15 protein-coding genes are annotated in these 14,776 nt (G+C 62.9%); 7 read left to right on the plus strand and 8 right to left on the minus strand.

Annotated features, from left to right (window positions below; all coding sequences use genetic code 11):
• Nucleotides 1–7 precede the first annotated feature (7 nt).
• The 5 genes from WDB91_RS19555 to WDB91_RS19575 all read left to right on the plus strand — a co-directional run bounded on the left by WDB91_RS19555 (nucleotide 8) and on the right by WDB91_RS19575 (nucleotide 6,203).
• Nucleotides 8–1,012, plus strand: coding sequence for an NAD-dependent epimerase/dehydratase family protein (locus tag WDB91_RS19555; RefSeq protein WP_339115341.1), 1,005 nt, complete (start codon nucleotides 8–10; stop codon nucleotides 1,010–1,012).
• Between the two features lie 141 nt (nucleotides 1,013–1,153).
• Nucleotides 1,154–2,341, plus strand: a complete 1,188-nt coding sequence (hpxO, locus tag WDB91_RS19560; protein ID WP_339115342.1) for an FAD-dependent urate hydroxylase HpxO — start codon at nucleotides 1,154–1,156, stop codon at nucleotides 2,339–2,341.
• Between the two features lie 144 nt (nucleotides 2,342–2,485).
• The gene (locus WDB91_RS19565) at nucleotides 2,486–2,992 is read left to right on the plus strand and encodes a 2Fe-2S iron-sulfur cluster-binding protein (RefSeq protein ID WP_339115343.1); all 507 of its coding nucleotides are present in this window, start codon (nucleotides 2,486–2,488) and stop codon (nucleotides 2,990–2,992) included.
• On the plus strand, nucleotides 2,989–4,008 hold the full coding sequence (locus WDB91_RS19570) for a xanthine dehydrogenase family protein subunit M (RefSeq protein WP_339115344.1): 1,020 nt from the start codon (nucleotides 2,989–2,991) through the stop codon (nucleotides 4,006–4,008). The genes WDB91_RS19565 and WDB91_RS19570 overlap by 4 nt, the downstream gene beginning before the upstream one ends.
• Complete coding sequence (locus WDB91_RS19575; RefSeq protein ID WP_339115345.1) at nucleotides 4,005–6,203, plus strand: xanthine dehydrogenase family protein molybdopterin-binding subunit; 2,199 nt, start codon at nucleotides 4,005–4,007, stop codon at nucleotides 6,201–6,203. The genes WDB91_RS19570 and WDB91_RS19575 overlap by 4 nt, the downstream gene beginning before the upstream one ends.
• Nucleotides 6,204–6,245: 42 nt before the next feature.
• Here the strand turns inward: WDB91_RS19575 and WDB91_RS19580 are convergent, their stop codons facing one another.
• The 3 genes from WDB91_RS19580 to WDB91_RS19590 all read right to left on the minus strand — a co-directional run bounded on the left by WDB91_RS19580 (nucleotide 6,246) and on the right by WDB91_RS19590 (nucleotide 8,859).
• A complete protein-coding gene (locus WDB91_RS19580) occupies nucleotides 6,246–6,791 on the minus strand; it encodes a nucleotidyltransferase family protein (protein ID WP_339115346.1) in 546 nt (181 codons plus the stop codon).
• On the minus strand, nucleotides 6,788–7,708 hold the full coding sequence (locus WDB91_RS19585; protein WP_339115347.1) for an XdhC family protein: 921 nt from the start codon (nucleotides 7,706–7,708) through the stop codon (nucleotides 6,788–6,790). Before WDB91_RS19585 ends, WDB91_RS19580 begins: the two co-directional genes overlap by 4 nt.
• A gap of 131 nt (nucleotides 7,709–7,839) precedes the next feature.
• A complete protein-coding gene (locus WDB91_RS19590; protein ID WP_339115348.1) occupies nucleotides 7,840–8,859 on the minus strand; it encodes a 1-aminocyclopropane-1-carboxylate deaminase in 1,020 nt (339 codons plus the stop codon).
• 136 nt (nucleotides 8,860–8,995) lie between these two features.
• On the opposite strand from WDB91_RS19590, the gene WDB91_RS19595 reads away from it, so the two are divergent.
• Nucleotides 8,996–9,472, plus strand: coding sequence for an Lrp/AsnC ligand binding domain-containing protein (locus tag WDB91_RS19595; RefSeq protein WP_339115349.1), 477 nt, complete (start codon nucleotides 8,996–8,998; stop codon nucleotides 9,470–9,472).
• 32 nt (nucleotides 9,473–9,504) lie between these two features.
• On the opposite strand, the gene WDB91_RS19600 is transcribed toward WDB91_RS19595, so the two are convergent.
• From WDB91_RS19600 to WDB91_RS19620, 5 genes are all read right to left on the minus strand, one after another.
• Nucleotides 9,505–10,398 carry a zinc ABC transporter substrate-binding protein gene (locus WDB91_RS19600; protein ID WP_339115350.1) on the minus strand — a complete coding sequence of 298 codons (894 nt, stop codon included), beginning with the start codon at nucleotides 10,396–10,398 and terminating at the stop codon, nucleotides 9,505–9,507.
• Between the two features lie 16 nt (nucleotides 10,399–10,414).
• Complete coding sequence (locus WDB91_RS19605; protein ID WP_339115351.1) at nucleotides 10,415–11,287, minus strand: metal ABC transporter permease; 873 nt, start codon at nucleotides 11,285–11,287, stop codon at nucleotides 10,415–10,417.
• Nucleotides 11,284–12,033 (minus strand): ABC transporter ATP-binding protein, encoded by a 750-nt coding sequence (locus tag WDB91_RS19610; protein ID WP_339115352.1) that lies wholly within the window; start codon nucleotides 12,031–12,033, stop codon nucleotides 11,284–11,286. Before WDB91_RS19610 ends, WDB91_RS19605 begins: the two co-directional genes overlap by 4 nt.
• Nucleotides 12,030–12,161: a hypothetical protein gene (locus WDB91_RS19615; RefSeq protein ID WP_339115353.1), complete on the minus strand. Its 132-nt coding sequence runs from the start codon at nucleotides 12,159–12,161 to the stop codon at nucleotides 12,030–12,032. The genes WDB91_RS19610 and WDB91_RS19615 overlap by 4 nt, the downstream gene beginning before the upstream one ends.
• Before the next feature lie 160 nt (nucleotides 12,162–12,321).
• Nucleotides 12,322–12,903: a TetR/AcrR family transcriptional regulator gene (locus WDB91_RS19620; RefSeq protein WP_339115354.1), complete on the minus strand. Its 582-nt coding sequence runs from the start codon at nucleotides 12,901–12,903 to the stop codon at nucleotides 12,322–12,324.
• A gap of 150 nt (nucleotides 12,904–13,053) precedes the next feature.
• Here WDB91_RS19620 and WDB91_RS19625 point away from each other — a divergent pair, with 150 nt between their 5' ends.
• Nucleotides 13,054–14,286, plus strand: coding sequence for a multidrug effflux MFS transporter (locus WDB91_RS19625; RefSeq protein ID WP_339115355.1), 1,233 nt, complete (start codon nucleotides 13,054–13,056; stop codon nucleotides 14,284–14,286).
• Nucleotides 14,287–14,776: the final 490 nt, after the last annotated feature.

Genomic DNA, 14,776 nt, shown 5'->3' on the forward strand with positions numbered 1-14,776 from the left:
GTTGATCATGCCCACCATTCTCGTCACCGGCGCTGCCGGCTTTATCGGGTCCTTTGTCTGCCAGCGGTTCCTGTCGGAAGGCTGGCGGGTTGTCGGCCTTGACGGCATGACCGACTATTACGATGTGACGCTGAAAGAGGCGCGGCTCGACCAGCTCCGCCCTGACGGGAATTTCCGTGAAGTGACGGGTATGGTCGAGACGCCCGGTCTGCTGATGAGGCTCTTCGAGGAAGAGACGCCCGATGTGGTGATCCACCTCGCCGCTCAGGCCGGTGTGCGCTATTCGATCGACAACCCGCGCGCCTATCTCGAAGGCAATATCATCGGAACCTTCGAGTTGCTGGAGGCCGCGCGCGCCCATCCGCCGAAACATATGCTGCTGGCCTCCACCTCTTCGGCCTATGGTGCCAATACGCAGATGCCCTATCGCGAGACCGATCGGGCCGATCACCAGATGAGCTTCTATGCCGCCACCAAGAAATCGACCGAGTCTATGGCGCATTCCTATGCCCATCTCTTCGGTCTGCCGGTGACGATGTTCCGCTTCTTCACGGTCTATGGTCCGTGGGGCCGCCCCGATATGGCGCTGTTCAAATTCACCCGCGCCATTTTCGAGAACAAGCCGATCGACGTGTATAATCATGGCGATATGAAACGCGACTTCACCTTTATCGAGGATCTCGTCGAGGGCATCCGGCTACTGGTGGATGCGGTTCCCGCGCGGCTGGACGCGGTCCCCGAGGGCGACAGCCTCTCGCCGGTTGCGCCGTTCCGCGTGGTGAATATCGGCAATAATGACGCCGTCCAGCTGACCGATTTTATTTCGGCAATCGAAGAAGCGACGGGGCGGATAGCGCAAAAAAACCTGATGCCGATGCAGGCGGGGGATGTGCCTGCGACATGGGCGGATGCGGGTTTGTTGAAATCCCTGACCGGTTATGCACCGAAAACCTCGGTGCGAGAGGGCGTAAAGGCCTTTGTGGACTGGTATCGCGGTTATTACAGGCTCTGAAATCCGCTAGAGCGTCTGCGATGCCTGCACGGAAAAGCGGCAGCGGCGCAAATTCGCACCATTGGCCCGCGCAACCATCTGGCGATCTCGTAGTCAAGCCGCTAGCCTTCCAGAAAACCGATTTCCAAGGAGGAGCAGGCCATGGCCCAGAAGACAGTCATCATCATCGGAGCAGGGATTGGTGGGCTGTGCGCGGGAATTGCGCTGCGCCGTCAGGGGTTTGACGTAAAGATATTCGAGAAGGTGCGCGAGGTGCGCCCGGTCGGGGCGGGGCTTTCGCTTTGGCCCAACGGGATCCAGTGCCTCAACCATTTGGGGCTGGGCGAACAGATCGCCAAGCTTGGCGGGATGATGGAGGATATGGCCTATATCGACGGGCTGACCGGCGAGACGATGTGTGCCTTTCCGCTGACGCCGCTGTGGGAGAAATCCGGCCAGCGCGGCTATCCGGTGGCGCGGGCTGCCACGCAGGAGATGCTGATGGACGAATTCGGGCGCGAGGAGATCGCGCTCGGGATGCGGCTGGTGGGCGTCGAGGATCTGGGCGAGACGGTTGTCGCGCGGTTCGAAGATGGCACCGAGGTGGTGGGCGATTTTCTGATCGGGGCGGATGGGGCGCATAGCCTTGTGCGTGAGCATCTTCTGGGTCCGAAGGCGCGCCGCTATGCGGGCTATGTGAACTGGAACGGCATTGTCGAGGTCGATACGGCGATTGCGCCTGCCGACCGCTGGACGACCTTCGTGGCCGAGGGCAAACGCGCCTCTGTCATGCCGATCGGAGCGGGAGATGACGGCGAGGGGCGGTTCTATTTCTTCTTCGACCAGCCGATGCCGTCGGGCGTGGCCCCCGAGCGGGCCGAATACAGGGCGCTGTTGCAGGAGAGTTTTGCCGGTTGGGCCGAGCCTGTGCAAAAACTGATTGCGGCGGCCGATGGCGGGGCAATCAACCGCGTCGAGATCCATGATATCGATCCGTTCATGACATGGGCCAAGGGGCGGATCTGTATTCTAGGCGACAGCGCGCATAACACCACGCCCGATCTGGGGCAGGGGGCCTGCATGGCGATCGAGGATGCGGTTGTGCTGGAGGATATGCTGGCGGCGCATGCGGATATTCCCGCTGCGCTGCAGGCCTATCAGGCGGCACGGGCCGAGCGCTGCGCCGATCTGGTGCTGCGGGCGCGGGCGCGGTGTGATGTGACCCATGGTGTGGATATGGCGGTGACCGAGGCGTGGTATGCAGAGCTGCGGCAGGAAACCGGCGAGGCGATTTTGTCGGGAATTTCCAAGACAGTCGAAGGTTCGCCGGTTTATGCGGAATTCGCCTGACTAAGGTCAGGCATCACGCTGACACGGGGTCAGGCCGGTTTATAAGGATTTCTTTGGAACCAGCCAGCGCCCGACTCGTTGGGGGAGTTAGAGACCGCGGACCGGCAGCGCCGGTCGGCTTATCCAACCCCCACGGGAGTCACCATGCATACCGAATTGAAGGTCAACGGAACGACCCACAGGCTGGATCACGATCCTCGCCTGACACTACTCGACGCGCTGCGCGACCATCTGGAGCTGACCGGCTCCAAAAAGGGCTGCGATCATGGACAATGCGGAGCCTGCACGGTTCTGGTAAACGGGCGTCGGGTGAATGCCTGCCTGTCGCTGGTCGCGATGCATGATGGCGATCAGGTGACCACGATCGAGGGGCTGGGCAATCCCGAGAACCTGTCCGATCTGCAGGCTGCCTTTGTAAAGAAGGACGGCTATCAGTGCGGGTATTGCACGCCCGGTCAGATTATGTCGGCCACCGGGATGATGGAAGAGGCCAAGGCGGGGGCGCCGTCACATGTGTCGCCGGATCTGGCGGGCGAGGTCAGCCTCGACGACGCCGAGATCGCCGAGCGGATGAGCGGCAACCTGTGCCGGTGCTCGGCCTATCCCTTTATTCGTGAAGCAATCGCAATGGCGGCGGAGGTGAAGAAATGAGGGAGTTCACCTATAGCCGTGCCGAAGATCAGGCCGCCGCGATCGGGGCGATGAGCAATGGCGCGCGCGCCATTGCGGGTGGGACCAACCTGCTGGATCTGATGAAAATTCAGGTCGAAGTGCCTCAGGCGCTCGTGGATATTTCCCGCGTGGCAGGTCTGGACAAGGTCGAGCCGCAGGACGGGGGCGTGCGGATTGGCGCGCTGGTGACCAATGCCGATCTGGCCGCCGATCCGAAGATCCGCGCGCTCTATCCGGTCCTGTCTCGCGCCATTCTGGCAGGGGCCTCGGGCCAGATCCGCAATAAGGCCACCACGGGCGGCAATCTGCTGCAGCGCACGCGTTGCCCGTATTTCTATGATACCTCGATGGCCTGCAACAAGCGCGAGGCGGGCACCGGCTGTTCGGCGCAGGGCGGTGTCGGGCGTATGTTGGCGATTTTCGGCACCTCCGAGGACTGCATGGCGGCGCATCCGTCGGATATGGCCGTGGCGATGCGGGTGCTCGAGGCGCAGATCGAGGTCACGGGCGAAGATGGCGCGCGTCTGGTTGCGATGGATGAGTTCTACACCCTTCCGGGGGATCGCCCGGATGTGGAGACGGTGCTCAAGCCGGGCGAGATGATTACGGCGGTGGTATTGCCCGCGCCGGTCAAAGGCTCGGTTCAGGCCTATCGCAAGGTGCGCGACCGCGCATCCTATGCTTTCGCTCTGGTGTCGGTGGCGGCAGTGATCACGCTGGAGAACGGCAAGATTGCGCAGGCCTCGCTGGCCTTTGGCGGTGTGGGCGTGCGCCCGTGGAAGAACGCCACCGTGGACGGGATGCTGGTGGGGCAGGAGCCAAGTGACGCGCTCTTCGCAAAGGTGGCCGAGGCGCTCTGCCGCGATGCCAATCCGCATCCCGAGACCGAGTTCAAACTTCCCCTTCTCAAACGCAGCCTGATGGCCGTGCTGCGGGAGGCCGCGGGCCTCGCACCGGCCTCGGCTGGCACCGATAAAACGAGGACTGCCGCATGAATGATGTCTTCCGTATGGACAAAGCCCAACCCCGCCTTCTCGACGAGATGCAGCAGGGGGTTTTGGGAAAACCGCTCGACCGGAGCGAGGGCGCGCTGAAGGTTTCGGGTCTTGCCACCTATGCCGCCGAGGTCAAACTGCCCGGTCGGGTCGATGGGGTCTTGGTGCGCGCCACGATCACCAAGGGGAAGGTGACAGGCATCGACGAGAGTTCGATTGCGCATCTTCCGGGGATTCTGGGCGTGTTCCACGGCCCGAAATTCCTGCGCAACCCCGCGCAGGGCATGGCGGACGAGGCTCCCTCGCAGCCCGATACGCGGGTCGATTACTACGGTCAGCCGGTAGCGCTGGTCGTGGCCGAGAGCTTCGAGCAGGCCCGTGACGGCGCGTTGAACCTGAAGATCAGCTATGAGGCCGAGGAGGTCTCGGTCGATCCGCTCGATGAGGCCTGCCATGCGCCCGACAATGACGGCGCGGTCATCAAGGGCGAGATCGACAAGGTGATGGCGGCGGCGGATGCTGCGGTCGATCTGACCTTCACCACGGCGGGCCATGTGGCGGCCGCGATGGAGCCCCATGCCGCCGTGGCCGAGTGGAAGGGCGAGCATGTGATCCTGCATGGTTCGCTGCAGATGCTGCGCTTCAACCGCAACGAGTTGGCGGATTCGCTTGGGATCGACCCGAAATATGTGCGGGTGCTCTCGCCCTATGTGGGCGGCGGGTTCGGGTCCAAGCTCGGCGTGGGCGCGGAGGCCGTGGCAGCCTGTCTGGCCGCCAAGGAGCTCGGGCGCCCCGTGCGGGTGGTGATGACGCGCCAGAACGTGTTTGACGCGGTGCTGCACCGGACCCAGACCGTCCAGCGGCTGCGCTTTGCCGCCGATAAATCGGGCAAGCTGTTGGCGATCGGTCATGACGATCTGGTGACGAACCTGTCGGATGAGGGCTTTGCCGAGCCGTGCTCGCAGGCGTCGCAATTCCTCTATGGTGCTGAAACACTGCATTTCCTGCAGACGGTGGCGCAGGTGCATCGCACGCCCACGGGCTCGGTGCGCGCACCGGGCGAGGCTGTGGGGATGGTGCCTTTTGAGGCCGCCTTTGACGAGCTGGCCGAGAAGCTGGACATGGATCCGGTGGAGTTGCGGCTGAAGAACATCCCCGATGCCGATCCGGTGGACGGGCTTGCCTACTCGGCGCGGTCGCTGGCCGAGAGCCTGCGTGAGGGGGCCAAGCAGTTCGGCTGGGACCAGCGTCAGGCACCGCGTTCGCGGATGGAGGGCGATTGGTATATCGGGATGGGCGTGGCCTCTGCCGCGCGCAAGAACCTGTTGGTGCCCTCGGCAGCGCGTGTCATCCTGCGCGGGGATGGTGCCGTGGTCGAGACCGATATGACCGATATCGGCACCGGTAGCTACACGATCCTGGGACAGATCGCGGCGGAGATGCTGGGTCTGCCGATGGAAAAGGTCGAGGTGCGTCTGGGTGATACCGATCTGCCGGGGGCCTCGGGCTCGGGCGGCTCTTTCGGGGCCAATTCGGCGGGTTCGGCGGTATTCCTCGCGGCCAAGAAACTGCGAGAGGAGGTTGCGGGCAAGCTTGGCTGCGATGTGGCGGATCTCACGCTGAAAGACGGGATCGCGCGGGGCGGCAATCTGGAAAAACCGCTTTCCGAGTTGATCGAGAGCGAGATCTCGGCGGAGGGGGCCATCGAGGGCGGCAAGACCTCGGAAGAGTTCCTGTCCTCGGGCTTTGGCGCGCATTTTGTCGAAGTCGCGGTGCATCGCTGGACCGGCGAGACCCGTGTGCGGCGGATGCTGGGGGTCTTCGGTATGGGGCGGATCCTCAACGAAAAGACCGCGCGCTCGCAGGCTGTGGGTGGCATGATCTGGGGCGTGGGCACGGCGCTCAACGAAGAGCTTTCCCATGATCCGCGCACCGGTCATCTGGTCTCGCGCGATCTTGCCAATTACCACGTCCCCTCCCATGCCGATATTCCGGGGAAGATGGATGTGGTCTTTTTGGAGGAGCGCGATGATCAGGCCAACCCGATCCAGACCAAGGGCATTGGCGAATTGGGGATTTCGGGTGCGGGGGCCGCAATCCTGAACGCCATTCACAACGCTTGCGGCGTGCGGGTCTATGATGTGCCAGCCACGCCCGACAAGATTGTGGCGGGGCTCGAAGCTCTCGAGGGCTAAAGACAGCAAAAAACGAGAATAGGGGCGGCCTCAGGGCCGCCCCTATTCCATCAGATCTGCCAGAAAATCGATATCGCGCAGATGCGCGGCAGGCAGAATGACTCGCCTGAGATCGGGGCGGTGGCGCAGCAGGCGTCCTGCGCCCTGATCGCCTGTCACCTCCCTCAATGCGGCAATATCCTGCGGTGCGATCAGCACTGGCGGCATGATCGGGTCGTCCGAACCCGCGCAGGCACAGGCGGGGGCTGTGCCCTCTGCCACCCGCGCCAGATCCTTGCGGGTGAGGGCGGGCATATCGCCGAGCGTGATGAGGATATTGCGGGTAGGCGTCCCGAGCGCGGCCAGCCCTGCTTTCAGGCTCTCCGATTGAGGCTGGCCTGCGGCAATGCGGATGATCCGGTAGCCCGACGGGGCCAGAAGGTCCGCGACCCTCTCGTTGGAGGTTACGGCGATCGTGTCGCGGGTCAACTGGCGCAAGGCCCGCGCCATATGCAGCACCAGAGGCATACCGCGATACTCGGCCAGAAGCTTGTCCTCGGGCCCGAAGCGGCGCGAGGCGCCTGCGGCCAGAAGAAGTCCGGTGATCATGTGATCCGCGCCTCGGCCAGCACATCGGCCAGAACCGAGACCGCCAATGTGCGGGCGTCGCGCGCCGAAGGGATCAGCCCGAAAGGACGGTCCATCCGCGCGATCTGTTCGGGGGGCACACCGGCATCGGCCAGCGTGGCGCATCGGGCCTCATGGGTGCGCAGGCTGCCCTGCGCCCCGATATAGAAGGCGTCGCTGGCCAGCGCGTGCGTAAGGATCGGGGGTTCCCAGTCGTGATCGTGGAAAAAGAGCGTGACGGCGGTATAGGGGTCGGTCTGCAGGCCTTCGGGCCAGCGCGCCGAAACGAGGTGGCGCGCGGGATGGCCCTCGGCCTTGCCAATGGTTTCTTCGCTGGGTGAGAAGAGTTCGGTCGGATAGCCTGCCAGATGGGTCAGCCCCGCAAAAATCCGTGCTTCGGGCCCCTTGCCGAAGACCAGAAACCGCAGATCTGGCGTGAGGGTCAGCGCGACCTCGCCCGAGGCATCAGGGAGGGGCAGCCGCAGTGCGGCGGGGCGGCGTGCGGCCAGCTGCGCTTGCGCGGCGATGAAGGGCGCGCGGGCTTCGGGCGTGGAGACCGGCATCAGGAGGATATCGAGCCCGCCGCCGCAGGGCAGGGCCAGATCGGGATAGGGCGAGCCGCGGCCATAACGGATCACGCGGGGCGTGCCGCTGGCGCGGATCGAGGCGGCATGGAGCACCACATCCTCCTCGATGCAGCCCGAGGAGAGCGACCCCGTCCGGCGACCTTCGGGCGTGATCGCCATGCCGGCGCCTTTGGGCCGGTAGGATGGGCCTTCGGTGTCAACGATGAGCGCCAGGACATCGGCCTGCCCGCTGGCGAGGGGCGCGAGCGGGAAGTCCGACTGGGCGAGGGAGAAGGTCCGGCTCTGGGAGGCGGTGCGTTCGGTGGTGGTCATGGTCAGGTCCGGTTTTGTGTTGCTTCCCATGTAAATCGCGCGGCTGCGAATCCTAGCCCTGACCATTGCGCAATGTCTATTGCGGCCCGATAACGGTGTCGGGCCGCAGAGAAGGCGCAATCTTTGGGCGCTCAGCCCTCGCGATAGTAATAGCTGTAGCCGTTGAGCGCGGGCGCACCGCCCAGATGCGCATAGAGAACCTTCGAGCCTTCGGGGAAGAAGCCCTTTTTCGTCAGGTCGATCAGGCCTTGCATGGATTTGCCCTCATAGACCGGATCGGTGATCATGGCCTCGGTGCGGGCGGCAAGGCGGATCGCCTCGTTGGTTTCTTCCGAGGGGACGCCATAGGCGGGATAGGCGTAATCCTCGTTGATGACGATCTCGTCCTCGCGGATCCCGCGCCCGAGTTCCACGAGCTTTGCGGCATTATCCGCGATCTCGCGCACCTGCGCGCGGGTCTGCTCGGGTGTGCCCGAGGCATCAATGCCGATCACCCGGTCGGCGCGGTCCTGCGCGGCAAAGCCCACGATCATCCCCGCCTGTGTCGAGCCGGTCACCACGCAAACAACGATATAGTCAAAGGTGAAGCCCAGCTCCTTCTCCTGCTCGGCCACTTCCTCGGCAAAGCCGATATAGCCGAGCGCGCCATATTTATGGACCGAGGCTCCGGCGGGGATGGCATAGGGTTTCCCGCCACGATCCTTGACCGACTGGATCGCATCCTCCCAGCTCTTGCGGATGCCGATATCGAAGCCGTCCTCCACCAGCCGCGAGTCGGCGCCCATCAGGCGGGTCATCATGATATTGCCGACGCGGTCATAGACGGCGTCATAATGGGGCACCCATTTCTCCTGCACCACGACACAGCCCATGCCGAGTTTGGCGGCCGTGGCCGCGACCATGCGGGTGTGGTTCGATTGCACGCCGCCGATGGAGACCAGCGTATCGGCACCCGAGGCGATGGCGTCGGGGACAATATATTCCAGCTTGCGCAACTTGTTGCCACCCATCGCGAGGCCGGAATTGCAATCCTCCCGCTTGGCATAGATCTCGATGCCGCCGCCAAGCGCCTCGCTCAGGCGGGGCAGATGCTCGATGGGGGTCTTGCCGAAGGTCAGCGGATAACGGGGGAATTTGTCGAGTAGGCTCATCTGGGTCTCCGTTTGGTGATGGAGACAGGCTAGCGAGAAGTCTGTGAAAGGTGCTCTCTAACTTGGCTTGCAGATTTGCGGGATCTCTCTCAAAATTCTCCTGCTGTCGTGAAACAGGAAGATAAAGGGTGATATTTTGGAAGATCCTTCCACAGTAGATCTGGACAGAATCGATCTGTCGATCCTGCGGCTGTTGCAGTCCGACGGGCGGCTGAGCAATGCGGAGCTGGCGGCGCGGTGCAATATCTCGCCCGCCACCTGCCACAGGCGGACGCAGCGGCTGTTCGAGACGGGCGTCATCTCGAATGTGCGCGCGCGGATCGCGCCCGATTGTGTGGGGCTCGGGGCCTTGGTGATGGTGGGCGCGGTGCTCGACCGTTCGACGCCCGAGAGTTTTGCCGAATTCGAGGCGGCGGTGCAGAAGATGCCTGCGGTGCTCGACTGTATCCTCGTTGCAGGGGATTTCGATTATCTGATGAAGATCCGCGTGGGCGATATGCGCGATTTCAACCGCCTGCACGGGCGCGAGCTGATCACCCTGCCGGGGGTGCGCCAGATCCGGACCTTCTTTGCCATCAAGGAAGTGAAGGATGACGCGGCCCTGAAATTCTGAAAATGGGGCGGCTTGCGCGCCGCCCCGATGGATTACTTCTGCGAGATCGCCGTGGCGATCTGGTCCGCATTATAACGCATCAGATCCAGATAGGTTGGCGCCGGGCCGTCGGAGCCCGAGAGCGATTCCGGATAGAGTTCGCCGCCCGGCTGCGCGCCAGTGGCTTCTGCTATCTGTTTGACCAGACGCGGGTCGTTCGAGTTCTCGACGAAATAGGTCTTCACACCATCCGCCTTGATCTGGTCGATCATGCGGGCGACATCTGCGGCGGAGGCTTCGGTCTCGGTGGATACGCCCTGCGGCGCAAGGAAGGTCACGCCATAGGCCTCGCCGAAATAGCCGAAGGCGTCATGGCTCGTCAGGATCTGGCGTTTACCGGTGGACGTCTCGCCGATCTCTTCGCGGATCTTGCCATCCAGCGCACGCAGCTGGTCCTTGTATCTCGCGGCATTGGCCTTGAAATCAGTGGCATCGGCAGGATCGGCCGATGCCAGAGCCATCTCGATATTATCGACCCAGATCATGACATTGGGGATCGAGTTCCAGACATGGGGGTCGGTGACCTGCTTGCCGTCCTCATCAAACATATGGGTTTTGATGCCCTCGGAGACGATGACCGGCTCCTTGTCGGTGCCCGAGGCCTTGGCCAGACGTTTGAACCATGTCTCGAGGCCCTCGCCGCTGAGGAAGGTCACGGGTGCCGCTTTGAGCGCCTTCGCATCCTCGGGGGTGGGGGAGTAGTCATGGGGGTCGCCATTGGCGGGCACGAGGTTGCGCACAGTCACATGCGCGCCGCCCACGTTTTTTACGACATCGCCCAGAACCGAGAAACTGGCGACGACATTGATCGTATCGGCATGGGCGGCCCCGATGGTGGCGACGGTGATGGCCAGCGCCGAAAGCGTGGGGCGGAAGAGATGTGTCATTGCGGTTATCCTTTGATTAGCCCGCGAGATGGGGGCGGTGAAGGGCTCGGGCCAGAAAGCCTTGCGGCGCGACCAGAAGGGAGATGGCGTAGAAACAGCTGGCGGTGAGGATGATCGTGGGGCCGGAGGCAAAGCCCAGATGGTAGGAGACCAGAAGCCCCAGAAAGCCCGAGACCATGGCGATGGCCGCCGAGACCGCGACCATTGCGGGCAGGGTGCGTGCCCAGAGCTGGGCACAGGCGGCGGGCAGCATCATCAGCCCCACGGCCATCAGCGTGCCGAGTGCCTGAAAGCCCGCCACGAGGTTGATGACCAGCAGAAAGAGGAAGATCAGATGATAGAGGCTGCCACGCCCGCCGACCGAGCGCAGGAAGTTCGGGTCGAAACATTCCATCACCAGCGGGCGATAGACCAGCGTCAGCACGATCAGCGTGAAGCTGGTGATCCCGCCCACCATGTAGAGCGCCTTGGCATCGACCGACAGGATCGTTCCGAAAAGCACATGGAGAAGGTCGATATTGGAGCCTTTAAGCGAGACGATCAGCACGCCAAGCGCCAGCGAGGTGAGATAGAAGGTGGCAAAGCTCGCATCTTCCTTGATCTGGGTGCCGCGGGTGACCAGCCCTGCCAGCACGGCGACGCTCAGCCCCGCGACCGCGCCGCCGACCCCCATCGCGAGCTGCGATAGCCCGCCCGCCAGCAGGAAGCCGATCGCGGCGCCGGGCAGGACCGCATGGCTCATCGCATCGCCCACAAGGCTCATCCGGCGCAGCATCAGCAACACGCCTACCGGCCCCGAACCCAGCCCGAGGGCGATGGAGGCCACAAGGGCGCGGCGCATGAAGCCATAATCGACAAAGGGCTGGAGGACCGCGGAATAGAGGCTCATCTTGTGGCATCTTTCGGTTCGCAGGGGCCGGCATCGGGCATCCATGCGGTGGTGGTATTACGGGCGATGCGCAGATTGTCCTCGGTCAGCACCTGTGGCGTTGAGCCCCAGCCGATCATCCTGCGCGCGATCAGAAGCGTCTCGGGGAAGGCCGCGCGCACCTGTTGGATGTCATGCAGGACGGCAATCACCGTCCGGCCCTCGCCATGCCAGCGGGCGATGATGTCGAGCAGGTCGCGGGTTGTCGCCTCGTCGATGGCGGTGAAAGGCTCGTCGAGCAGGATCACCTGCGCATCCTGCACGATCAGCCGCGCAAAAAGCGTGCGCTGCATCTGCCCGCCCGAAAGCGACGAGATCATGCGGCTCTCGAACCCGCTCATTCCGACCGCCTCGAGCGCCGCGGCCACCTTCTGCGCAAAGCCCTTGCCGATGCTGCGGAAAGCCCCGATCCGGCGCCATGCGCCCATGACCACCACATCCGAGACCGTCATCGGGAAGCCGCGCTCGATCTCGGCCAGCTGAGGCAGATAGCCGAAATCATTGGGCCTGAGGCCGCCGAAATCGATCCGGCCCTCGACGCCCAGACGCTGACGCATCAGCGCCTTCATCAGGGTGGATTTGCCCGCGCCATTGGGGCCGACGATGGCGGTCTTGCTGCCGTGCGCGAAACAGCCAGACAGGTGGTGGACCGCCGGACGCCGGTCATAGCTGAGCGTGACATTGTCGAATGTGATGGGCGTGGTCATGGCAGGATGACGGCCCAGGCGACCAGACCCCAGAGGAGGGCGATCACGATCACGGCGTAGACCATACGTCTGGCCGCGCTGATCGACAGGGTCGAGGCGCGCAATTCTATCGGGGCATTTCGGGGCATCGGAACTCGGGCTTGCGTTGATATGTTATACTGTAACTTATTTATAAGACGCCTATGATGCAAAATCTCTCGGGAAGAAAATCACGTCCGCTTGAGGTGGGATCTTTCTGGTGGGACTATCCGGTGGAAGAGGTCCGCGATGTTCGGTCGGGTCGCGATGCTAGCCAGAGGTTGCGCTTGCAAAAACGGTCGCGACCAACCGCGTGACGACTTGCTGGTCGAGCGGATCGCCATTGAGCACCCGATACCAGAACGCGCCATGGATCATGTCCGACAGGATCTGCAGGTCGCATCCCCCCCCGATTTCCCCGCGGGTCCGCGCGTGGCGCAGGATCTCGAGCATCAGCTCTTCGCGGGGCTTCACGAAGCTCTGCACGAAATGGGCGCGGAACTGCAGATCCGTCTGGGCGGCGGCAATCAGCGCGGTCAGGGCGCTGCCCATATCTGCGAGATTGTGGAAGATCTGGGTCAGGAACAGCTCCAGCGTCTTGCGCCCCGGGCAATGCGGATCGAGCGGGGGCAGGGGGGCCGACATCGCATGGAAACTGTCAAGGACGAGATCGGCCTTGGTCGGCCAGCGCCGGTAGAGGCTCTGGCGGGAGACGCCTGCCTCTTCGATGATCTGCGAGATCGACACCGCCTCATAGCCGTGCTGGGCGACGAGATGATGGGCCGCGGCCAGAAGGGCGGGGCCGGTATCGCGGTTGCGCGGCCGTCCGGCGGGGGGAGGCGTTTGTGTCATAGCTGCCCTGCATGGGTTAAGAGACGCAAGTTTCGTATTGATACGAGACCCTAGTCTCCTAATATCGGTTGCAAGCCCGCCGATCAATTGGAATCGGTCCCTTCCCTTTGGCGCATTGCCCGTTGGTGGCGCCTTACGACTGGATAGATCATGTCAGACCGCCATCCTCCCTATTGGGTTTTTGTCACCGTGCTTGCGCTTCTTACCATCTTCCCGCCGCTTGCGACGGATATGTATCTCTCGGCGATGCACGAGCTGGAGGGGGTGTTGAACGCCTCTGCGGCCGGGGTCGAGATGTCTCTCTCGCTCTTCTTTCTGGGGCTTTGCGCGGGGCAGCTGATGATGGGACCGCTGATCGAGGGATATGGCCGCAAGGTGCCGCTGATCTGCGGGGCGGCGCTGTTCACCGTGAGCTCGCTGGCGCTTCTGTTCACGCGCGATATTACGGTATTCAACAGCCTGCGCTTCGTTCAGGCGGTGGGTGCCTGTGCGGGGATGGTGGTCGGTCGGGCGATGGTCTCCGATCTCTTCACCGGTCGGCAGATGGCCAAGACGCTGACGGTGCTGGTGATGCTGATGACGGTCGGGCCGATTGCGGCGCCGTTTCTGGGCTCGGTGCTCTATACCTATCTCGGCTGGCAGGCGATTTTCGTCGCGATGATCGTGATCGGCTGTGTTGCGGCGATACTGGCGCAGATCACATTGCCCGAGACCCTGCCAGCCGCGAAACGCCAGCCTAAGGCCTTTCGCGGGGCCTTCCGCAGCTATGGCACGCTTATCGCGCGACCGGCCTTTGTGGTGGCAACCCTCTCGGCGGCCCTGATCCAGGGGGCGATGTTTGCCTTCATCACGGGCTCGGCAGGGGTGTTCAAGACCGGCTTCGGCCTCGGTAATATGCAATACGGGCTGATCTTCGGGCTGGTGGCTGCGGCCCTGATGCTGTCATCTCATCTCAACACGAAGCTGCTCGACAGGGTCTCGCCCGAGGCGCTGATCGGGCGCGGTCTGCCTGTCATCGTGATGTTGGCTCTCGGGTTGGTTATGCTGTCGGGCACCACGAATTTATGGGTCTATGTCGTGCCCCTATGGCTGGTGATGGGCATGGTCGGGCTTCTGACGGCCAATATGATGGCGGTCGCTATGGGGGCTGCGCGGGCAATGGCGGGTGTCGGCTCGGCGCTGGTCGGCGCGATCCAGTTCGCGATTGCGTTCCTGTGTTCGTCCTCGGTCGCGCTGATCCCTGTCTCTGACGGTCTGGCCATGGCCGTGGGGATTGCGGCTCCGGCGACGCTCTCCGCGGTGATCTGGTTTGCTGGCCGTGCCTTGGGGGCCTTCGTGGGCCTTGAGCCGGACGAACAGGCGCTCGCCCAGGAGCCGCTATAGGTCGCTGGCCTGACCGCACCTCTGGAGGGCATTGTCTTAGGTGGTGATTCCGGTGTGTCGGTGTGGCGGGTGTGTCAGGATGATGGCTGTGTCATAAAACTGATCGAAATAACTATATATATTTCAGTATGTTATTTGAATTTTTGTATGAATTTATGATTTTCGTTGAAAAAGGGGTTGCGGTGTTTGGGTGTTGTCCGTAAATACCGCTTCACCGCAGCGGCAGACGACGCAGCGGGGCGCGGAGGCCGCGGCAGACGGGATCGAGAGAGACGGTTTGGGGTGGTTAAAGCGATAGACATTCGGAAGATGAGGTTTGCGGTTCGCACCTGAGGGATTGGGTGCTGCTGTTGATTTTTGTCTTCGGCTCTTTGACATTGATGGTTTTACTGAAGAGATATGCGGGCGGTTTGGTCTATGATCGACTAAATGAACGTCTGTATATCGGCTCACTAGGGTTTCGGCTCGATGATGTGAGTGTCAGCTTCAC

The organism is Thioclava sp. GXIMD2076 (genome assembly GCF_037949795.1).
GTDB lineage: Bacteria > Pseudomonadota > Alphaproteobacteria > Rhodobacterales > Rhodobacteraceae > Thioclava > Thioclava kandeliae.